The organism is Bacillus cereus group sp. MYBK227-1, from assembly GCF_051916325.1.
Lineage (GTDB): Bacteria > Bacillota > Bacilli > Bacillales > Bacillaceae_G > Bacillus_A > Bacillus_A cereus.
In genome coordinates this window covers 885,382-905,048 of the sequence record NZ_JBQAGK010000001.1, presented here as the reverse complement: position 1 = coordinate 905,048, position 19,667 = coordinate 885,382, and the positions used below count along the sequence as shown (strand labels likewise).

Below are 19,667 nucleotides of genomic sequence, written 5' to 3'. Positions count from 1 at the left end.
CTCAAATAAAACAAGACTACTTCTTTTTTATTTTCATATTGTTTACTAATGAAAGAATTTTTAAGGAGGTTACTTAAATGAAACGTTTATTTCTCTGTATGGAACGTGAACTTGTTGTAGTGAAAGAACACAATGATAACTATGAAACGACTTATCACTTACAAAATATGCAACCTACCTGTATCGCTGTTGATCCATTTCAAAAGAATCGTGTATATTGCGGAACATTTGGACGAGGTCTATGGTTAAGTGACGATAGTGGGGATTCATGGAGACCAATTGGAGATTCTTATCGTTACTTTGATTTCCCTAAAGAAGATGGTATTTTGCACTCCTCTATCACTTCCATAACAATAAGCTCAAATGAACAAGTTAACGGATATGGGGTCGTTTATGTCGGCACAGAACCGAGCGCTTTATTTCGCTCTGAAAATGGTGGTGAAACGTGGACTGAACTTAAAAATATGAAATCATTATTATCTTCTTATACATGGGCTTTCCCGCCTAGACCTTTTACCCATCACGTACGCTGGATTACAGTTGATCCAAACAACCCTAATACAATACACGTTTCAATCGAAGCTGGTGCTGTTATTCAAAGTAATGATAAAGGGCATACATGGATTGATAAAAAATTCGGTGCTCCTATCGATGCTCATCAATTACTTATGCACCCTGAAGCACCAAATCGCCTTTATGCATCATGTGGTGACGGATTTATGGGCGGACCTGATCGTGCTTATCTTGAGAGTTATAACAATGGAAACAGCTGGATCTCATGTAGTGCAGGACTTGAACATCATTATTTATACAGCATGGCTATTGATCCAGCTGATTGTGATACGATTCTCGTTTCTGCTGCACCGAGTGCTGATCTGGCTCATCACCGTATCCCTTATGAATCTTATATTTATCGAAAAACGAAAGATACTCCTTTCCAGCAAGTACAACAAGGACTACCATCTGCAATCGGTACAGTCATTTCGATGTTTGCTACAAACGAAGCCGAACCACATACGTTCTACACGTTAAATAACAATGGCGTCTTTCAATCCAATGATAGCGGCGAATCATGGGAACAACTAAACATTCCGTGGAAAGATGAATATAAAACGCAGCATCCGCATGCACTACTCGTTACTAGTTCTTAACGAAAAAGAGACTGCCTAAATGGTTTTAGGCAGTCTCTCTTTTATTTCTTTAAATCAATGACGATATCATCTAACACAATATCTTTACTCTTCGCTTCTTTTTTCGGCACTTCTATTTTCTTCTCTTTCCCATTCACATACTCTACTCCACCATGATTTTCAGGTGTATGTACTCGCAAGTGCACACGAGGTGCAACGATAAGCTTTGTTGCATTTTCGTTTAGTTTTTGGAAGGTGGCACTCCAATGGATATTGTAAGGATCGTTGCCACTTCCCCCATTTCCTTCACCCGAATAAATATTCCCTAAATCATCCTTAACCGTCAATTCAACATCTACACTATCCCATTCTTTCCTCGCGCCCTTAGAAACCTCTTGATTGTAATAAAGAATAAATGAAACTGGCGATATTGCGACCTTTTCCATATTTGCTTTTATACCTTCTTTTTCCGAACTCCCACCAATTGTTCTCTCTTTACTATCCACTGATTTTACAGTTAAGGCGAAATTCCAATTACCTTGTATTGATTTTTTCCTATCTGGCATCTCTATTCTCTCTATATTCCATCTAAAGTTTACTTTGTCCTTTTTATTGCTATCATGATGCGTCGTTGTTACCATACCTACATACTTTTTTTCATTAACTTTAGTCATTTTACCACTGCCTGAACTACCATGAGCGTCCATTATATCCAATCCCCCTAATATGATAGGATCCTCCCTTAAGTCCTGCTCACTTTCCAGTGAATACGTTATAGATAATGTTCTGCCATCAGAAATTACATCATTAATTGTAACCTTAACTCCACTACTCTCTCTCGTCATATTCAACTCAGTCGAAAATTCTTTATAATTTTCATATAACCCTGTTCTACCATTATCTAAAAATCGGAATATGTCCCCTACAATTGGCAATCCCCCCGCATATGTAGGAAATCCGATACCGAGTGTTGCAACTGATAATCCTACTAAAATAGATGCAGCAGCCACACCTTTTTTCCAACTTTTCATCTTTTTCTTCGTACGTATCGATTGTTTTACATTTCGTTTTACTTTTTCCTTTTCAATTTCAGAAGCCTCAATTTCTTCTAGTTCTTTTTCGTCTATATCAATATCATTTAATAGTTCATAAATGTCTTTCATATTGCACTACCTCCAAAACTAATATTCGTAGCATTTTGTTGTAGTTTCTTTTTCCCACGGTACACTCGATTATCAATTGCTGCCCGAGTTAATCCTAACTTGTCACCTATTTCCTCTGTCTTCATACCAAGTAAATATTTCATAATGAACACCTTTTGATCTAGCGGTTCTAATTGATTAATGAGCTTCAATAATTCTTCCCTATCTTCCATAACGATTAATTCGTCTTCTGCTGATTTTTCTGTACTGATATGAAACTCATCTGAAATGATTTCTACCGTTTTAGTCGATTTCCGGTAATAATCAATTGCTTTAAACTTTGCAATCGCTGCAATCCACTTTTTAAAATCACTCGGCTCTCCATGAAATTTATTTGCGTTATTCCAAATGGAAAGAAATATATCGTTTATACATTCCTCTATGAGTCCATCATTTTGAATGGGAAGTAGAACTTTATGCGTGATCCCCTTTATGAGTGGTAAGTATGTATCGACAACAAATTCTAACGCGTCTTCTTTTTGCCGCTGTAATCTTTTTATAAAATTTTTCTCATTTGATTTCATGTAGCGATTCCCCTTATTGTTTTGTAAAAGCTTTTACACCCTATATAACGTCTGAGAAAATTTTTTCTCTCATCTTTTTATTTTTTGTATGTAATGGAATACTTTCCCTTAGCCATTGTCTCACATAACTATGCGTTCAAAGAAAATTTTCTCAAGTCTGTAATTTAATTCATGTAGTACACTATTTATATAGTCACTTTTTAACTTAGTGTACATTTTATTTCGTTAATCTACTATTTTAATTTAGGAGATGAGATGTGTATGTGTGGAATTACAGGTTGGGTAGATTGGAAGGAAGACCTTTCAAATCAACATGTTATTTTAAAAAAGATGGCAAATAGTATTGAGCATCGTGGTCCAGATGCTGAAGGATTTTGGTTTTCACCTCATGCGGCCTTTGCACACCGGCGTTTAATTGTAATTGATCCAGAAGGCGGGACACAGCCGAAGACATTCCGTGCTGGTGATTATACGTATGCTCTTACCTATAATGGAGAAATTTATAATTTCCGTGAACTTAAAGAGCAGCTTCAAAAATGTGGGCATGCATTTGAAACCCATTCAGATACAGAAGTATTACTACATGCTTATTTAGAATGGAAAGAAGACTGCGTGCGATATTTAAACGGAATTTTCGCTTTTGCCTTATGGGATGATCAGAAGCAACAATTGTTTTTAGCACGAGATCATTTAGGTGTAAAACCACTCTTTTACACAGAAAGAAATGACAGTATTATTTTCGGCTCTGAAATTAAAGCATTATTAGCGCATCCATCTGTCCCTGCTGAACTTGATGCGGGTGGAATAAATGAAATATTTGGATTAGGCTTATTTCGCACTCCAGGATGTGGCGTCTTTAAACATATTCAAGAAGTACGTGCTGGACATTCTATAACATTTACACGTCATAAAAAAGTAGTTACGAAGTATTGGAATTTAGAAAGTAAGTTCCATACAGACTCTATAGAAGATACATCTTCGCATATTTTATCTATTTTACAAGATACAGTAAAAAGACAATTAATTGCCGATGTTCCTCTCGTTTGTATGTTATCAGGCGGATTAGACTCTAGCGGTATTACTGCACTTGCGGGTAAAGAATTTGCTGCGGAAAATAAAACACTTCATACGTATTCCGTTGACTTTGTAAATAGTGCAAAAGATTTCGAGCTGACATTTGCTCGCACTGGTTTAGACGCTCCTTGGGTAAAACGCGTTTCTGAACATGTAGGGACAGCGCATCATGATATTATTGTGAATGCTGAAGAATTAGCAAATCACTTATTCGTTCCCCTTCATGCGAAAGATTTACCGAGTGCTGGTGAAATGGAAACTTCACTATATTTACTATTTTGCGAAATAAAAAAAGATGCGACCGTAGCTTTATCCGGTGAATCGGCTGATGAAGTATTCGGTGGATACCCTTGGTTTCATCAAGAAGAATTACTATATGTAGATAAGTTTCCTTGGCTAACAAATTGGAAAAATACATCTCCTCTTCTACTAAATGAAGTAAGTAACCAATGTAATCTAGAAAACTATATTGATACACGATTCCAAGAAGCGATACTTGAAGTACCTACTCTTGAAGGGGAAAGTAAAAAATCCGCGAAACAACGCCAAATGTTTTATTTATTTTTAACACGATTCCTTCCTTTCTTACTTGACCGTAAAGATCGTATGAGTATGGCTGTTGGATTTGAAGTTCGTGTACCGTTTTGCGATTATAGATTAGTTGAATATTTATGGAATGTTCCTTTCAACATAAAAAGTATTGATAATATTGAAAAAGGCATTTTACGTAGAGCACTACAACCAGCTTTACCTGACGATGTACGTAATAGAAGAAAAAGCGCTTATCCAACTTCACAAGATCCACACTACTTACAAACAATCCGTAATTTAACACTTGATATGTGTAGCAATAAAAACAATCCTATTTTCTCACTTATTAACCATTCCATCTTACTTTCAATTGCTGATCAAAGTAATAAAGAGATTAACAATTTTGAAGCAAGAAGTGCCATGGAGTATATGCTACAAGTAAATGAATGGTTAAAAACATATCACATCCATATTGCTTAACAAAAAGGAGTTCAAGGATAAAAACCTTGAACTCCTTTTATATTAATTAGCACATTGTTTATTATCAGTATCAATAGACCATCCAATAATCGTGGCACAGTCTCTACCTTTCCACTGCAGTACATTTGTTAATACGGGCTCAATCTGCAAGCTATTTCCGTCGTGTAATATTTCTACTAAAGATTGATCATCATCAAACCTTCGTTTGTCACACTCTAAAATACCGTCCGTTGCCATTACAATGTGATTCATTCCTTTTTCTAATCCTCTTACACCTGACGTAAAGCAAGGTGTATTTGCTGCAAAAATATTTTTCCTGCCAATATATTCGTAATTCTTCCGTTTATTTAATCGTCCTTTTCCATTTTTCGTTTTCTCAGAATGGAATAAATACGCGAAACAATCACCAACTGATAACCAATATAAAAATTCGCCTTTTCGTAAACAAATTAAGCAAGCGAGTTCCTCATCATCTTGATCACACTTTTTAATAAATAACTCATCTGTAAATAACGCTAATAAGTACATATGTGTATGATGGAAAGCTAAATGTATTGGATATGAGAATAACTCTTTTAGTTTTTCTTTTCTTTCCGAAATCGCTTCTATTATATAATCTATATTTTTTGTTTTGTGATGTGTATCAAAAATCATAACAAATTCAAATTGTAATTCAGGATCCCACCAAGCCAGCACCGCATCTCCTCGTTCATATGCATCACTCTCTTGATTTCCCCCATATACGCCGACTGAAAGAGGACCACATTTTTCAACATGTATTTCATCTACATACATCTGTTCATGACTAATCCATTTGAATGTATTCACAGCTATCATCCTCTCTCTTGCTAAATGTATACCTTTACACATAGATTACCTTATATTTCAATAAAAATAAACTTTTTCAACATTTTTTATCCAAATAAAAGGGTTTTATTTCTGAAATCACGAATATATCTTACTATACGATATAAAAAGGAGATTTATTATTATGTACAACATTAATCAACATTGGGAGAGCATTTATTATCACTTACGATACGAATACGAGGACAACCTTTCCCACCAAGCAATTCGTATTTTACAAATCGTTTCTCGTGAGAAAGATATAACAATTGGAAAAGTCGCTACTGAGCTTAGTCTTTCTCATAACACAGCATCTGAACATATAAAACGCCTTATTCAAAAGGGTTTCATCGTTAAAGAGAGAAATAAAAAAGATGAAAGAGTGGTAAACCTTACATTAACAATTGAAGGAATTGAAGTATTAGAAAAACATACTTTACTAGATAAAGAAAAGATAAAAATATTAGAATCACAGTTATCAACAGAAGAACAACAATTAATTGAAAAAGCATTTTCCTTATTAGCGAAGGAGGCAAAATATGCATTTCCTCGTTAAAATAATCGTTTCGGCACTTATTATCGGCGTTATCACTGAAGTCGCTAAACATTACAGTACGATAGGTGGCTTTATTGCTTCCCTTCCTCTCGTGAGTTTACTTAGTTTATTTTGGATTTCATTCGAAGGCGGAAATAAACAAGAATTGAGTCAATTTGCTTTAGGGGTATTATATGGATTCCCCGCATCAGCACTACTATTATTTATTGTCTATATTGGTTTAAAAAATTCATTTACACTTAGTACATCTGTCCTACTTGGTATAGGTGTTTGGTGTATCGTTTTTGCTTGTCAAAAATTATTTCAAGCTTAGGAGGAATTAACATTCATAAATTTGTAGAAATAATGGGGCAAAATATAGAAGTACATATAAAAGGAGATGGTAAACAAACTGTAGTCATTCAAACCGGAATGACTTGCTCATTTTATGATTGGTTTCCTATTATAAAAAAGCTTTCAGAGCACTTTACAGTTGTTTCATACCATCGCCCAGGTTACGGAAAAAGTGATTTAGGCAATCAGCCGCGTACAATAAGGCAAGTTACAAAAGAGCTACATATGTTACTAAACAAACTAGCTATTCAAGAACCATTTATTCTAATCGGTCATTCCTATGGAGGATTATGTGCACAACATTTTGCGATGTTACATGAAGATAAGCTGCAAGCACTTATTTTAGTTGATTCTACTTCGATGAACTTACACCGTTTAGATGAACTTCATTTACCAATTTCTGATCAAACTGATTCTGATGATGTTTGGTTTCAAAAATATAATATGTATTCAAAAATGGATGTAGACACACTTTATAACGAACTAAAACCTATTCTCACCGATCAATCAAAACAGCAAATTGAATTCTCTACCTCGCCTTCATTATATAAAGCGACAGCTTCTGAACTATCGGAGTGGAAAAACTGTGCTCTCTCACTAAAAGAGCTATGTAAAACATTAGAAATACCATTAATCGTTATCGGTAGAGATCCTCAATATTCTATTACTCAATTGACTAATGGTGGCATGCCAAAAGAGGAAGCAACACAACTTGAAGCAATGTGGCAAGAACTAATTCACGAACAATTACACCTCTCAACTAACAGCCAATATATTCTTGCCGAACATGCTAGTCACGGTATAGAAAATGATCGACCAGATATTATTATTGAGGCGATTCATTTCTTACAAATAAAAAAAGGAAGCAACTAAAGCTGCTTCCTTACTTATCTATTCATAATCTTCTTCATCATCGATTTCTTCGTAATATGAACTTCCATTACTTACATATATAGGGCCATTCGCAACATCAATACGTAGTACCCACGCCCATGGCACAGCTAAACGTTTATGTATCGCTCGCCAAAAGCTCATTGATTTTCTTTCGTACTCCTGGAACTCCTGAAGTAACTCTTTGTAGGAGGAACCGTCTAACTGAATATTTGCTTCTAACAAACGAGAATGGGCATAGTACTGTAACTCTAGTTCAGCAGCAATTTCCATTTCTTCTTCCGTTGCCATACCAATGATTGTTCCATCTTCTGGTGCAATTTCATATACGTTTTGAACTTCAATAAGCCCTTCTTTCTCTTTCTCAAACATGTAAACAGCCTCCTTTAACATATATTTTTTATGTTACAAAGTCATACTTCTACAATAACTTCTCTCTTTCCTCTTTTTTTGATAAACTTTTACAAAATATTTAACCGATGACCTGTTTTCTCTATTCTTTCAGCAGAAATGAAACGATTTTTATCAAAATTTAATTTATACACATCAGGCATATGAAGTGTTTTCCAAAACTCAAAATCATATTTCCAATTAAAATAATTCATGAGTAATACCATAATATTTCCATGCGTACCTATTACAATATTCTTACCTTCATATTGTTTTAATATATTTTGCATACATATTACAGCGCGCCTTTGTGCGATATCATTCGATTCTCCGCCTTCGTATGCAAAACTCCAATCTTCCCACACATTCTGCATAGCATCATTAAAATTTGATACTGGCTCTGTGCTCAATAATCTTTCACGCAAATCTTCTTCTGTTTGTATTGATAATTTATATGTATTCGCAATTCCTTTTACAGTTTGGATTGCTCTTTTGTACGGACTAGAAATAACAACATCAATATGTTTATCTTTTAATAAATGTGTTACATTCTCTGCATCACAGTGCCCTTTTTCAGATAAAGGTCGTTCCCGTTCTTCTTTTGTATATGTAGAATGGGCATGGCGAACGAAATATATTGTTGTCATTTTTCAACCTCCTTTCTTATTTTCCATCTATATTCAATAATAAGATTGGAAAATCCTGTATTACAAAAGAGCACTTTTCATAAGTGCCCCTTTGTTTACATAATAAAATTATTTCATTATAATTTATTTCTGAATTCCTCACTTATGACAATATCTCGAATAAAGTAATCCATATTACTTAGAAGTTTTTCAAATGCTTTTTCACTCAAATTGTTCATCATAAAGACAATCTCAATCTTATTCCCTTTTTTATCAGTACCATAGAAACTATTTGTTAATACAAATGCAGTAGAACCACCTTTCTGTCCAGCAAATTCGAACATACCCTCTCCTACGGTTCCTTTAAATATATTCTCAACCTCACCTTGCATTTGTGGTGTAAAATAATTTCTGCTATTTATCTTTTCCAGTAAACTCATGTAATCCTTCGCATTTGCACCTATAAACCGATCTGACCAAATACGCTGAAAGTCCATATCGGCTTTTAAAGATATCTCGCGTTTTGTCCATTCTTTCTCGTCTTTCATCCATTCATGTATTTGCCATACATGCTTAACATATTCATCATTAGACATATTACGTAGCTTGTCCAATGCTTTATTTTGAGGAATATGCAGTTCTTTTTCAACATAGCCCCTCATATATAATGCCCCTGTATACGTTGGATAAAATTCATCGTGACTATTTAAGCCTAACTCTTTCAAACTTTCATTTATCCGCGCTGCTCCAAGCTTGTCTAATAAATATGATGCATTCGCATTCGAACTATAATGGATCATTCCTTTCACTACTTCTTCTAAAGAAGTTTGACCACCCTTCACTAACTCTTTAACTTTTACATCATCTAGCCATGCAGGGTGTGCACCACCATCAGTATTTTTCACATAGTATTTTTCTAATTCTTTCAATGAAATTTGCTCGTCTTTTCTTATTTTCCCTTCAGCTACTTGCTTAGCATATTCAATTGCTATAACGATTTTCGACATACTTGCTAGCGGTAATTTTTCTTTTTCATTTATTGATGTCAATGTTTCACCATTTCTTTTAACAATTAAAGAAGTTGTTTTATCATCCTTATGTTCTTTTATGTAATTTAGCACATAATTAGAGTCTTCTTTGGAATTGACATATTCCTTCACTGAAAAGAAAGCTATACAGCCTACTATAGTAATTCCAGCTATAATTCCAACAACTTTTAATCCCCTCATGATACTCCCCCTAAAATAAACATATTATATATTATACTAAATAAATTTCCCTTTTTAAGTAATAATTAGATTATTTATACAAAAATACTTCTTTTCTTAAACAACAAAAAAACATGCCTTCATTAGGAAAGCACGTTTTGTGATATTCTTCACATTGTTTAGTTAAAAAATAAATGTTTACTTACCATGATGTAACATTAAATCACTAAGTTCTTCTTCAATGTGATTTAATTTCGCAACGCCTTCTTTCCATTTATGAATATAACGTGAAACCCCAACGAAAAACAAAACAATAATTGTGGAAAGAATAATACCATATACGATTGCTACAGTACCCATAGTTACACTTCCTTATAATTAGTAATGTGGTTATTAGTTATATTTTTATTATAAACCTTTTTCTTTTAAAATACTTCGATTTCAACTTTTTGTAACAAAATTGATTTTTCTAACATTTCGTTCGTGAAAATGGCATATTTTTCACAAATTATACAAAACTTCACCATATGTACTATTACCATATGAGTTATATTATTAAATAGAATAAAGGGGATGATATACTATGACGACTTGGTTTATTGTAATGTTAGTTGTATTTGGAGCATTTAAAATTATCGTTTCTAGCCTTCCTAACACTGTTATTGAATCCATTATTAGCAAGTACGAAACACATCCAAAACTTGAAGAAGAGAATGTGACTATTACAATTCATGGAAATAACGTAGAAGGCGAACAGAAATCAAAAATTATTCATGATTTTAACGAAGGTTTATTTTTAGATCGCTATTATGCACCACCCCATAATGAAGGCACTCCTTTAATTATCCATGCAAAACGTGGTAAAAAAGATTTTACATTTTATATTTATAGTCATGAAGAGCATGTTGATGTTGTAAAACAATATAAAAAGAAGGTAGTTGCTTATAGTTTACGCTCTAAAAACCTTCAAAATAGTGATATGTTCGTGTCAGCTGATTTAGCTTAATACTCATATATAAAAAGGAATCCATGGCATATGGATTCCTTTTTACTATTTACTGAAAAATAAGCTCTGTCTTCAAACTATCTTTCGGTAACAACCAGCCTTTTTTCTCTAAACTCGCCATTAATAATTCCCTTTGTTTTGTCGCAATACTTTCTTCATTTGTTTTAAATGACACTTCTATTACGAAGTCATCTTCTAATTTTCCTGTATTACTTAATGGCCAAATTTCAATATTTGCTTTTATGTTTTCAAACTCTCCTGTATATCGTTTCATTAATACAGGACCGTAAATACGGGAATTCTTTAACATCTCTTCTCCCCAATTTGTATACAACCATTTGTTCATTTTCCCTGGTAATTTTTCTATTAACATGTTTTGAGCAGCTTGTTTATTTGGTAAATCAAGTATTCCATATCCTTTAGCACTGTAACTTTTCTTATTTGAAATGCTTAATGTTTTCTTCTCAAATCCCCAATCTATTTCCGCCTCATAACTATCCGTATTACTATCGAATCCTTCTTTTTTAGCTACTTCTAGTGCATCTTGAATTACACCATTTGGAATAGGATATCTTTTTTTATATGTTAGTTCAAAATCTTTACTAAATTCTTTCTTTCGAATTCTAGCAAACCAACCTTCCTCGCTTAAACTTTTATTCGCAGTATCTAAAAATTGCACTTGTATTCTTTCATATTTTGTACCAGCCTGGAAATGTTCTAACACCTCTGGCTTCATCTCTTTGTTATCACCTAATACTTGTTCTGGCTTCAATAATAACTTTACTTCAAAACTAGGTTTCATTGGACTAGCAGCAAACCCTTCCTTAACGTTATAAAGGAAACAACAAAAGAAAATGCTTACGAATACAAATACTTTTTTCATATACCTATCCCCTTTGCATTTTAAATGACTTCTATACGTTCCATTGCAAGTGAATATACATTTTCATATCCTGCTGTACTTAGCTTTTGTTGTAATCGATCCGTATCCTCTTTCAAAGCGTGCACTAGCACCGTATGTTCTGGTAATAATGTATTTAACATCTCTTTAACGTCTCTTATACTTTGGTGAACTTTATATGGAACTCGCTTCACCCTACATTCTTTACCTACATGCTCTTTCATAACTTTTTCTGCAAAACTCCCTTTCGCAATATGCCCAGTAAAAATAACGGCATTTCGCTTTTCATTCCGAAGTTGTTCATAATATAACTGCGCTCGTTTCGTTTGCATATTCGCATCACTCATTACAACTATTCCGTAACTATTTTGCATACTAATGTCATTATCCATCACTATTATGTTTCTTTTTAAACTCTCCATAATCCATTTAAATTCTTCATTATTTTTTATCCAATCTTTATATACGAACATCTCTTCAAATCCAGCCAAAATTTCTTTATCTACTATAAGCGGAAATTCTTTATATCGTTCATATAAATACAATACTATATCTTGCGCCCTACCAAGTTGTGGAAGCGGTAATAATGCTATTCCTTTATTTTGCATAACTCGTTCAATTTCTGCACATAGTTCGTTTACACGTTCATTTTGCGAAACATCATCTGTGTGATAAGCGGCATCCACAATTGCGATTTTTATATTGTGGCCCAATTTCTCAGGTAAATTAGCTCGTAGTATATTAGACTCTGCTGAATAGTCACCTGAATAAAATACGTATGTATTACACATATCAACTAAAAACCAAACAGCTCCCAATACATGGCCACTATATCCCCATTGAAACCGCAATGTAGGAGTAATTTGTACCCATTTATTTGGATTGCTAATCTCATCAATACATACATAATTTAAATCTTTTATATGTTGGTCGCTATAAGGTAAATTCCACCCTTGCAGCACATTATAGTTTCTCCATTTTTCATAATATAACGGCAGTTGCTCCTTCGTATAACGAGTCGTCCAAATTTTTTTCTTATAGCCATACTTCGCTAATAAAGGTAAACCCATCGTATGATCTTCATGAATATGTGATAAAAATACCGCATCTAAAAATGGAACAGCTTCTCTCTCTATTTTTGGATAACTATCCTCATAAGATCGATTAATACCACAATCAAATACTATTTTCGTCTCTTTATTTTTTACAAAATAGCAGGAGCGACCGTATTCTCCTGCTCCTCCCCATACTTCCACTCTCATCATGCTACCCCTTTTCGTTTTTGCTCCATATGTTGTAGCAGTAATAAGCATATTGTTGTAAGTCCAACAGAAACAACGGCCATCGCCATGCCTATAGATACTTCACCCTGTTCAAATTGAGCAAAAATAAACGTTGCTGACGTTTCTACTGATGGAGGTAATACGAGAAGCGATGCTACTAACTCTCTTATCGAAATTGTAAATGTCATCGCCCATCCAGCAAGAATGCCTGGGATAATAAGAGGCAATATTATTTTTCTGAAAATATAAATATAATTTCCAGAAAAAACACTTCCTGCCTGCATGAGAGAATCATCAATTTGTCCGAGTGATGATTTTACATATTGCACCGTGTAAGGTAAAAACAGCACAACATACGTTACGATAACCATGACTGGTGTATTGTAAATTGACATAGGCATATATGGTGAATTCCAAAATAGAATAAGACCTACAACCATAACGATTCCTGGTACCATATTCGGTAACATACCGCACATATCAAGCCATTTTTCAGAGGTTTTTTTCCCCTTTCGAATCATAAGTGCCCAAAAGACTCCAATCATTACCGCTATAATCGCTGTTACGAGTGAAAAAAGAAAACTATTCCATAAAGCCTCTAATCCCGGAGATCCCATTGTAAACAATGCCTCATAATGGCTTGTTGTAAAGTTATTTACATGTAAACCGCCGCCTCTTAATTTTGACAAAGAAGCAATAAGTATAGAAAAGTATGGAATTCCAATTGATACGATTAATAAACCAATTACATACATCCATGCTACAACGCGCGTAAATATAGACAAAGTATATCTTTTAGATTTCACACCTTTTCCACTAACTATTGCATATGAATACTTTCGATTCAATACATTTTGCATATACCAAATAAGCATACAAGCACTAAGTAATAAAGAAGATAATGCTGTTGCACTACTAAAATCAATTGGCCAACTCGAAATAAATTTATGGATTTCTGATGTTAACACGTGGAATCCTATTCTACGTCCGAATGTAGCCGGTGTTCCAAATTCAGCAATCGTCTTTACGAAAATGAGTAAAGCACCCATTACATAACTTGATACTAATAACGGCAATATTATTTTTCTTAAACGATAGAAAAAACTTCCGCCATGAACTGCTGCAGCTTCTTCTTTACTACTCCCAATCTGAAGTAACGTGTTTTTCAGCATGAAATAAAGGAATGGGAATAAATGCAGACTCATAATTAATACCATACCTCCTAAACTAAAAAACGATGATGAAACTGTCTTTAGCATCGGGAAAAATTGTTCAAAATAGCCGTTAGGTTGTATGAACAAAATCCAGCCCATCGATCCAATATACGGCGGTGTCATAAATGGAATCATAAAAACAATATCTAACTTACTATACTTTCCTACATCTGTTTTGCTCATAATAAACGCTAATGGAAATGCAAATATTGTAGCTCCTATTACAACGAGTACACCTAGAAGCATCGAATTTAGAAAAGTTCCCGCTAATCCACCACTCTGCATTACTTCAAAAGGCTTTAAAAAATTCCAACTGCTATTTTCATATACACTAGAAAATAAAATAAGAAAAAGTGGAATGACGATTAACATCGCCACAAGTAATAACGCTACCGTCATTCCAACTTGTCTTACTGATACGAATCGATTTACCATGGAATCACCATCTTATTGAAATACTTTCTTAAATTGTTTTCCTATTTCATCTTGCTCTTTCTCAACTGTTTTCCAATCAATATTTAATACTGGAATCTCTTCTACATTTGGTCTATTTTCAGCTTTTATATCTGTTCTACCAGGCAATAAATACGCTTTAGAAACTTGTTTTTGTACATCATCGGATAATAAATAATTAATAAACTCTTTTGCACCTTCAACATTTTTACTATCCTTCATAATCCCCGCTGCACGCGGACTAATAACTGTTCCACTCTTTGGATATACGATATCAACAGGTTCACCCTTTGCTCTTGCGCTATACGTCATATAATCAACACCCGCAATGACCATATCTTTCGCACCTGTTACAACTGGGTCTAACGCTTCCTGGTTTGCTCCTGCTACTGTAACTTCATTTTTCTTAAGCTGCTCAAATAAATTCCATCCATCTTGTCCATTCTTTTTCACGTATCCTGTTACAAAGTCTAAAGCTGAACCTGAAAGTGCTGGATCTGGAAGATTCACTTTCCCTTTCCATTCTCCTTTCGTTATATCGCTCCAATCTTCAGGCGCTGTCTTCACATTTTTTGTATTGTACACAATCCCTAATGCTGAAGCACTATACCCGAAATAATGTCCTTTATCATCTGACCATTCAGAACGCAGCTTATCAGCTTGTTTCGCTTCTTTATAAGCTAACGTTTGACCCTCTTTCTTTAATCCTTCCATCGCTGGTAATGATGCAAGTACGACTACATCAACGACTGGATTTTTCTTTTCAGCTTCCATTCTCGCTAAAATTTTACCAGTTGTCCCTTGAAACATTTCCACCTTTATACCAGTTTTCTTTTCAAAGTCTTTTTGAATTTTTTCTGCTAACCCTTTTGGCCCTGCACTATATACAACAATTTTCTTTTCATTCGTATTTTTACTTTTTGCATCTGCATTACCTGTCTTTGAACTACACCCTGTTACTACAGCCGAAAATAATAAAGTACATACAAATAAAGACTTAAGCGAACTGAATTTCTTCATACGATTCTCCCCCTATATGATGAATACATTTTTTTGGCACATATAACGATACTGGTTTACCGATGCTTAGCTTACTATTGTGATAGGCTGTCCAGATGCCTAAAGTCCCCATATTTACTTTCACTTCATAACGTTCTCCTACATATGTAACGTGCTGAATTTCACCTGTATACATTTCGCACACATCATTTTTTATCCAACTCACATGCTCTGGACGAATCATTTTTTCACCCTCTACAAGCCAATTCGCCTTACCAACAAATTTGGCAACAAATTCATGAGACGGTTTCACATAAATATCTTCCGGTGTTCCTTTTTGTAATACTTCTCCTTGTTTCATGACAATAATTTGGTCTGACATTGACATTGCTTCTATTTGATCGTGAGTGACATACAGTGCAGTTAAACCAATGGAATGAACGATATCCATAAGCTCTATTCTCATTTCTTCTCGCAAAATTGCATCGAGTGCACTTAGCGGTTCATCAAACAAAATAAAGTGAGGTTTTGTTACAATTGCTCTAGCGAATGCGACACGTTGTTGCTGTCCACCAGAAAGTTCGTGTGGATACCGTTTCTCCATACCTTGCAGGCGAACTCGCTTTATCGCATCTTCTACTTTTTCTCGTAAATGATTCGTTTGCTTTGTAGCTCTTAAACCAAATGCAACATTTTCAAAAACAGTCATGTGCGGCCATAAAGCAAAATCTTGAAATACCATACCGATATTCCGTTCATGAGGAGATGTCTTTATCTTTTTTGTAGCAGAATACATGCACTGGTCTCCAAAATATATTTCTCCTTTATCCGGTTCTTCAAGTCCTGCTATCATTCTAAGCAAAGTCGTTTTCCCACACCCCGAAGGTCCTAAAAGTGTAGTGAATTCCCCTTGTTTCATTACAATCTGCAACGGCTTTAACGCCTGTATTTTTCCAAATGTCTTTTCTAATCCACTAATTGTAATATCCATTGCTTCACCTCTCTCCCCTCATTCTTAACCTGCTTTCATTCTATATGGAAGATTTATACTCAATGTTAATGTACTGTAAAGATTAAATTAAAAAACTTCTAATAAACTATTTATTTCTATAGATTTTTTCTATAGTTAAAATAAAAAAGGCGGCAATTCATAATGAATCTCTTAAAATTAGAAATTGTAGTACTTATTAAGAAATACAAAAAGCTTACAATCGTTGCAGAAAAACTTGGCGTTAAACAACCAACTATTACATTTCATATAAAAAGCTTAGAAGAAGAACTCGGTGTGTCTTTATTTGAATTACGTTCTGGAAGGTATTTCTTAACAGAGGCTGGTGAGGCTTTGCACCATTATGCTTGTAAAATAGATGCGCTTATGAAAGAAGCTAGACGTGTCACGCAAGAGTTTAAAGATTTTCATAAAGGTGCTATAACAATCGGCGCTAGTTATGTACCAGCGACTTATCTTTTGCCAGAAGTCGTTCATCAATTTCAATGCGAATTTCCCAATATAAAAATAACGCTACTAGTGAAAACAGCCCCTGAAATTCGAATGATGCTACAAAATCACGAAATCGATCTTGGGATAATTTCCGCTGCTCCATTTGATGAACCACTTTTAAAACAAACGAATATAATGCCCGATACACTTGTTCTTGCCTTTTCCAAAGAACATCATTTTTCAAAGAAAGACAATGTATCGTTACAAAATATCGAAAAGGAACGCATACTATTGCATCGTAATCCATCTACAACGAGAGATTTACTTACACAATGGACGTTGGCGCACAACATTACATTCCAATCTGAAATTGAATTAGACTCATTAGAAACGATGAAACAAATTTTAAAATATGGTAATGGAATTGCCTTTATTTCTAAACTTGCTATCGAGCAAGAAATACAACGAAATGAGCTATGCTATATACCAATCCCTGAATTTGAATTTCAGCGTAATATTTATACGATTCATCATGAGGACAGATGGAATTCTAAAATCATTTCTTTTTTACTACAAAGCATCACTTCATTTACAACAAAAAATTAAAAGGCTGTCGTTATGCACGACAGCCTTTTAAACTATAAATCTATTTATTTTTCTTTGCCTCAATTTTTGCTTGCGCCTCTTCAGCCTTATCTAATGCTTCTGATACTTTCTTCTCTTTTTCTTTCACTTCATCTATACTATCGACAGCTTTAATAAGTTTATCGATTCCTTCTTCTTCTACCTTTCTACGCTTTGCCACTCTTTCATTTACTTTCTCTTCCACATCTTTTGCTTTTTGAAGCATATTCTCTGCATTTGATGTTACAGCTTTTTCAAGTTCATCATCTTTTTTCTTTTGTAACACTTCATTTGCAATGTCTTTCGCTTCTAAATACTTACCGTCTTTTAATGCTGTTGCTCCGTGATCCATTTTCTCAGCAACTTCTTTATATGATTTCGCTTCGTTTCCTGATTTCTCTTTTTCTGCTTTTTCGAACCACATTGTTGCATCACTATACTTTTCATCTTTCAATGATTGCATACCTGTTTCAATATATGTGTCATAATTGCTACATCCAGCCATTACGACTAATAGAAAAAGCATAACAAAACTTAATTTTTTCATGCTGTTGTCTCCTTTTCTTTGCCTGCTCACTATACTGTAACATACATGAAAAAGAGTTTCAAAAACTAAAATACTAATTCGGTCATTTTTATTTTATTAAGTCAAATTGCCTTTTAGACAGACACATCCACTTGCTTTTTCATTACATGCTTCTTTATTCCTACTAATACAACTAACAATAAACCTCCGCCTAATGTCATCATAACAATGCTAGTTGGCAACATATCTAATAATAATCCGTACACAATCATACCGAGCGGTGCGATTGCAGTAGAAATTGTTTCAAGTAAGCCGAAAACGCGTCCTAAATAACTTGGATCTGTCGTCTTTTGCAAATGTACTTGCATCGGGATATTTACAACCATCATTGATATACCAGTTAACATCATAAAAGCGATATAGTAAATAAAACTTGCTACTTTCGGGATGGTGACTACTAATGGAAACACTGTACATAAACTCAAGCCCGCAAATAAAAGCAACCCAATATAAACAGAACGAAAGGGATTATTCACTTCTTTACGTACTGATAACGCAATTGCACCAATTAACATCCCAACTGCTAACATTCCCTCTACAACACCGAGTTGCTTCGAAGATAGATGCAAATTTTGAACAATAATATATGGAAGTGAAACGAAAAGTGCACTCGCAAAAAAGTTTACCCCTACTGCAATTTTCATTAAACCATATATTTCATGCTGTCTTTTTACATATGAAAACCCTTCTTTTATACTCGTCAAGAAATGCTCTTTACTTTCAGCCATTTCTTTTTTGTATAAATCAAATACGATAAATAATTGCACAACAACCGCTAAAAAGAATGTAATGCTATTCAATAGGAAAAACGATTTAATTGAAAAGAAACCAAATACAACCCCGCCAATAATCGGTGCTAAAATATTTGATAAAGATGCTGCCGTCTGGTTCAAAGCACTGGCTTTTTGAATACGTCCTTCATCTACTAAACTTGGAATAGATGAAGTTAATGAAACAGAGTAAAAACTCGCACAAATTGATAATAATGCTGCTGAAACATAAATAAACAGAAGTGATGGCCCAAAAGTAGTTGCAAGGATAAACATAATAAACATTGTTAAACTACTTAACAAATCGGTACCGATGACAAGCCATTTTCGATTGACGCGGTCAGCTACAGCACCAGCAATTGGTCCACAGATTAGCCTTGGAATCGATCCACAAATAAGCGTAGTTGCAAACCCCATTCCTGAACCCGTTGTCTTTAATACGTATAATCCCATTGCAAACGTATAAATACCGGCTCCTAGCAAAGACGTCATTTTCCCAATCATCATTAAAATAATATTTCTCGTTGCAATCTTCATTCTTGAATCATGTTGTCCTATACTTATATCCCCCATTTTTGACACTCTCCCCTTAAAAGTTA

22 protein-coding genes are annotated in these 19,667 nt (G+C 34.3%); 7 read left to right on the top strand and 15 right to left on the bottom strand.

Features of this window, described 5'->3' with window-relative positions; all coding sequences use genetic code 11:
* Positions 1-77: 77 nt before the first annotated feature.
* Positions 78-1,151: a WD40/YVTN/BNR-like repeat-containing protein gene (locus ACTFRM_RS04930; protein WP_098591905.1), complete on the top strand. Its 1,074-nt coding sequence runs from the start codon at positions 78-80 to the stop codon at positions 1,149-1,151.
* A 41-nt stretch (positions 1,152-1,192) separates the two neighbouring features.
* Here ACTFRM_RS04930 and ACTFRM_RS04925 read toward each other — a convergent pair whose 3' ends face one another.
* Together ACTFRM_RS04925 and ACTFRM_RS04920 are read right to left on the bottom strand one after the other, a co-directional pair.
* A complete protein-coding gene (locus ACTFRM_RS04925; RefSeq protein WP_440043106.1) occupies positions 1,193-2,293 on the bottom strand; it encodes a DUF4179 domain-containing protein in 1,101 nt (366 codons plus the stop codon).
* On the bottom strand, positions 2,290-2,856 hold the full coding sequence (locus tag ACTFRM_RS04920; protein ID WP_000840007.1) for a sigma-70 family RNA polymerase sigma factor: 567 nt from the start codon (positions 2,854-2,856) through the stop codon (positions 2,290-2,292). Before ACTFRM_RS04920 ends, ACTFRM_RS04925 begins: the two co-directional genes overlap by 4 nt.
* A gap of 261 nt (positions 2,857-3,117) precedes the next feature.
* On the opposite strand from ACTFRM_RS04920, the gene asnB reads away from it, so the two are divergent.
* Entirely contained in the window at positions 3,118-4,941 is a 1,824-nt protein-coding gene (asnB, locus tag ACTFRM_RS04915; protein ID WP_000333930.1) for an asparagine synthase (glutamine-hydrolyzing), read from the top strand.
* A 42-nt stretch (positions 4,942-4,983) separates the two neighbouring features.
* Here the strand turns inward: asnB and ACTFRM_RS04910 are convergent, their stop codons facing one another.
* Entirely contained in the window at positions 4,984-5,811 is an 828-nt protein-coding gene (locus tag ACTFRM_RS04910) for a protein phosphatase 2C domain-containing protein (RefSeq protein WP_002040904.1), read from the bottom strand.
* Positions 5,812-5,932: 121 nt separating this feature from the next.
* Between ACTFRM_RS04910 and ACTFRM_RS04905 the strand changes: the two genes are divergently transcribed.
* From ACTFRM_RS04905 to ACTFRM_RS04895, 3 genes are read left to right on the top strand one after another with little or no spacing between them, the layout of a single operon-like run.
* On the top strand, positions 5,933-6,343 hold the full coding sequence (locus tag ACTFRM_RS04905; protein WP_000282376.1) for a MarR family winged helix-turn-helix transcriptional regulator: 411 nt from the start codon (positions 5,933-5,935) through the stop codon (positions 6,341-6,343).
* Positions 6,327-6,656, top strand: coding sequence for a DUF3147 family protein (locus tag ACTFRM_RS04900; RefSeq protein WP_000545609.1), 330 nt, complete (start codon positions 6,327-6,329; stop codon positions 6,654-6,656). Before ACTFRM_RS04905 ends, ACTFRM_RS04900 begins: the two co-directional genes overlap by 17 nt.
* On the top strand, positions 6,617-7,549 hold the full coding sequence (locus ACTFRM_RS04895; protein WP_002182631.1) for an alpha/beta fold hydrolase: 933 nt from the start codon (positions 6,617-6,619) through the stop codon (positions 7,547-7,549). Before ACTFRM_RS04900 ends, ACTFRM_RS04895 begins: the two co-directional genes overlap by 40 nt.
* Before the next feature lie 18 nt (positions 7,550-7,567).
* Here ACTFRM_RS04895 and ACTFRM_RS04890 read toward each other — a convergent pair whose 3' ends face one another.
* From ACTFRM_RS04890 to ACTFRM_RS04870, 5 genes are all read right to left on the bottom strand, one after another.
* A complete protein-coding gene (locus ACTFRM_RS04890; protein ID WP_000461779.1) occupies positions 7,568-7,939 on the bottom strand; it encodes a hypothetical protein in 372 nt (123 codons plus the stop codon).
* Between the two features lie 89 nt (positions 7,940-8,028).
* A complete protein-coding gene (locus tag ACTFRM_RS04885; RefSeq protein ID WP_000208258.1) occupies positions 8,029-8,604 on the bottom strand; it encodes a histidine phosphatase family protein in 576 nt (191 codons plus the stop codon).
* A 116-nt stretch (positions 8,605-8,720) separates the two neighbouring features.
* Positions 8,721-9,812 carry a serine hydrolase gene (locus ACTFRM_RS04880; RefSeq protein WP_001214675.1) on the bottom strand — a complete coding sequence of 364 codons (1,092 nt, stop codon included), beginning with the start codon at positions 9,810-9,812 and terminating at the stop codon, positions 8,721-8,723.
* 177 nt (positions 9,813-9,989) lie between these two features.
* A complete protein-coding gene (locus ACTFRM_RS04875) occupies positions 9,990-10,151 on the bottom strand; it encodes a hypothetical protein (RefSeq protein ID WP_000537554.1) in 162 nt (53 codons plus the stop codon).
* A 65-nt stretch (positions 10,152-10,216) separates the two neighbouring features.
* On the bottom strand, positions 10,217-10,333 hold the full coding sequence (locus tag ACTFRM_RS04870; RefSeq protein WP_001987133.1) for a hypothetical protein: 117 nt from the start codon (positions 10,331-10,333) through the stop codon (positions 10,217-10,219).
* Positions 10,334-10,374: 41 nt separating this feature from the next.
* Here ACTFRM_RS04870 and ACTFRM_RS04865 point away from each other — a divergent pair, with 41 nt between their 5' ends.
* Positions 10,375-10,797 carry a YfmQ family protein gene (locus tag ACTFRM_RS04865; protein WP_000214586.1) on the top strand — a complete coding sequence of 141 codons (423 nt, stop codon included), beginning with the start codon at positions 10,375-10,377 and terminating at the stop codon, positions 10,795-10,797.
* A gap of 49 nt (positions 10,798-10,846) precedes the next feature.
* Here the strand turns inward: ACTFRM_RS04865 and ACTFRM_RS04860 are convergent, their stop codons facing one another.
* The 5 genes from ACTFRM_RS04860 to ACTFRM_RS04840 are packed head-to-tail and all read right to left on the bottom strand — an operon-like array spanning position 10,847 to position 16,638.
* Positions 10,847-11,680: a hypothetical protein gene (locus ACTFRM_RS04860; protein WP_440043105.1), complete on the bottom strand. Its 834-nt coding sequence runs from the start codon at positions 11,678-11,680 to the stop codon at positions 10,847-10,849.
* Positions 11,681-11,700: 20 nt separating this feature from the next.
* Positions 11,701-12,963 carry an MBL fold metallo-hydrolase gene (locus ACTFRM_RS04855; protein WP_033685076.1) on the bottom strand — a complete coding sequence of 421 codons (1,263 nt, stop codon included), beginning with the start codon at positions 12,961-12,963 and terminating at the stop codon, positions 11,701-11,703.
* Positions 12,960-14,630: an ABC transporter permease gene (locus ACTFRM_RS04850; protein WP_440043103.1), complete on the bottom strand. Its 1,671-nt coding sequence runs from the start codon at positions 14,628-14,630 to the stop codon at positions 12,960-12,962. The genes ACTFRM_RS04855 and ACTFRM_RS04850 overlap by 4 nt, the downstream gene beginning before the upstream one ends.
* Positions 14,631-14,642: 12 nt before the next feature.
* Positions 14,643-15,668, bottom strand: a complete 1,026-nt coding sequence (locus ACTFRM_RS04845) for an extracellular solute-binding protein (protein WP_440043102.1) — start codon at positions 15,666-15,668, stop codon at positions 14,643-14,645.
* Positions 15,646-16,638, bottom strand: a complete 993-nt coding sequence (locus ACTFRM_RS04840) for an ABC transporter ATP-binding protein (protein WP_000355538.1) — start codon at positions 16,636-16,638, stop codon at positions 15,646-15,648. Before ACTFRM_RS04840 ends, ACTFRM_RS04845 begins: the two co-directional genes overlap by 23 nt.
* A 162-nt stretch (positions 16,639-16,800) precedes the next feature.
* On the opposite strand from ACTFRM_RS04840, the gene ACTFRM_RS04835 reads away from it, so the two are divergent.
* Positions 16,801-17,694 carry a LysR family transcriptional regulator gene (locus tag ACTFRM_RS04835; protein ID WP_001050612.1) on the top strand — a complete coding sequence of 298 codons (894 nt, stop codon included), beginning with the start codon at positions 16,801-16,803 and terminating at the stop codon, positions 17,692-17,694.
* Between the two features lie 40 nt (positions 17,695-17,734).
* Here ACTFRM_RS04835 and ACTFRM_RS04830 read toward each other — a convergent pair whose 3' ends face one another.
* Positions 17,735-18,259, bottom strand: a complete 525-nt coding sequence (locus tag ACTFRM_RS04830; RefSeq protein ID WP_000736438.1) for a DUF4398 domain-containing protein — start codon at positions 18,257-18,259, stop codon at positions 17,735-17,737.
* Between the two features lie 113 nt (positions 18,260-18,372).
* Complete coding sequence (locus tag ACTFRM_RS04825) at positions 18,373-19,641, bottom strand: MFS transporter (protein WP_000502476.1); 1,269 nt, start codon at positions 19,639-19,641, stop codon at positions 18,373-18,375.
* Positions 19,642-19,667: the final 26 nt, after the last annotated feature.

Bases quoted from the DNA above. Each gene is read 5' to 3' on its own strand.
- ACTFRM_RS04880 (WP_001214675.1), bottom strand. From the start codon at position 9,812: ATGAGGGGATTAAAAGTTGTTGGAATTATAGCTGGAATTACTATAGTA.
- ACTFRM_RS04870 (WP_001987133.1), bottom strand. From the start codon at position 10,333: ATGGTAATAGTACATATGGTGAAGTTTTGTATAATTTGTGAAAAATAT.
- ACTFRM_RS04835 (WP_001050612.1), top strand. From the start codon at position 16,801: ATGAATCTCTTAAAATTAGAAATTGTAGTACTTATTAAGAAATACAAA.
- ACTFRM_RS04890 (WP_000461779.1), bottom strand. From the start codon at position 7,939: ATGTTTGAGAAAGAGAAAGAAGGGCTTATTGAAGTTCAAAACGTATAT.
- ACTFRM_RS04875 (WP_000537554.1), bottom strand. From the start codon at position 10,151: ATGGGTACTGTAGCAATCGTATATGGTATTATTCTTTCCACAATTATT.
- ACTFRM_RS04825 (WP_000502476.1), bottom strand. From the start codon at position 19,641: ATGGGGGATATAAGTATAGGACAACATGATTCAAGAATGAAGATTGCA.
- ACTFRM_RS04925 (WP_440043106.1), bottom strand. From the start codon at position 2,293: ATGAAAGACATTTATGAACTATTAAATGATATTGATATAGACGAAAAA.
- ACTFRM_RS04830 (WP_000736438.1), bottom strand. From the start codon at position 18,259: ATGAAAAAATTAAGTTTTGTTATGCTTTTTCTATTAGTCGTAATGGCT.
- asnB (WP_000333930.1), top strand. From the start codon at position 3,118: ATGTGTGGAATTACAGGTTGGGTAGATTGGAAGGAAGACCTTTCAAAT.
- ACTFRM_RS04885 (WP_000208258.1), bottom strand. From the start codon at position 8,604: ATGACAACAATATATTTCGTTCGCCATGCCCATTCTACATATACAAAA.
- ACTFRM_RS04845 (WP_440043102.1), bottom strand. From the start codon at position 15,668: ATGAAGAAATTCAGTTCGCTTAAGTCTTTATTTGTATGTACTTTATTA.
- ACTFRM_RS04900 (WP_000545609.1), top strand. From the start codon at position 6,327: ATGCATTTCCTCGTTAAAATAATCGTTTCGGCACTTATTATCGGCGTT.
- ACTFRM_RS04865 (WP_000214586.1), top strand. From the start codon at position 10,375: ATGACGACTTGGTTTATTGTAATGTTAGTTGTATTTGGAGCATTTAAA.
- ACTFRM_RS04905 (WP_000282376.1), top strand. From the start codon at position 5,933: ATGTACAACATTAATCAACATTGGGAGAGCATTTATTATCACTTACGA.
- ACTFRM_RS04910 (WP_002040904.1), bottom strand. From the start codon at position 5,811: ATGTGTAAAGGTATACATTTAGCAAGAGAGAGGATGATAGCTGTGAAT.
- ACTFRM_RS04920 (WP_000840007.1), bottom strand. From the start codon at position 2,856: ATGAAATCAAATGAGAAAAATTTTATAAAAAGATTACAGCGGCAAAAA.
- ACTFRM_RS04930 (WP_098591905.1), top strand. From the start codon at position 78: ATGAAACGTTTATTTCTCTGTATGGAACGTGAACTTGTTGTAGTGAAA.
- ACTFRM_RS04850 (WP_440043103.1), bottom strand. From the start codon at position 14,630: ATGGTAAATCGATTCGTATCAGTAAGACAAGTTGGAATGACGGTAGCG.
- ACTFRM_RS04860 (WP_440043105.1), bottom strand. From the start codon at position 11,680: ATGAAAAAAGTATTTGTATTCGTAAGCATTTTCTTTTGTTGTTTCCTT.
- ACTFRM_RS04855 (WP_033685076.1), bottom strand. From the start codon at position 12,963: ATGATGAGAGTGGAAGTATGGGGAGGAGCAGGAGAATACGGTCGCTCC.
- ACTFRM_RS04840 (WP_000355538.1), bottom strand. From the start codon at position 16,638: ATGGATATTACAATTAGTGGATTAGAAAAGACATTTGGAAAAATACAG.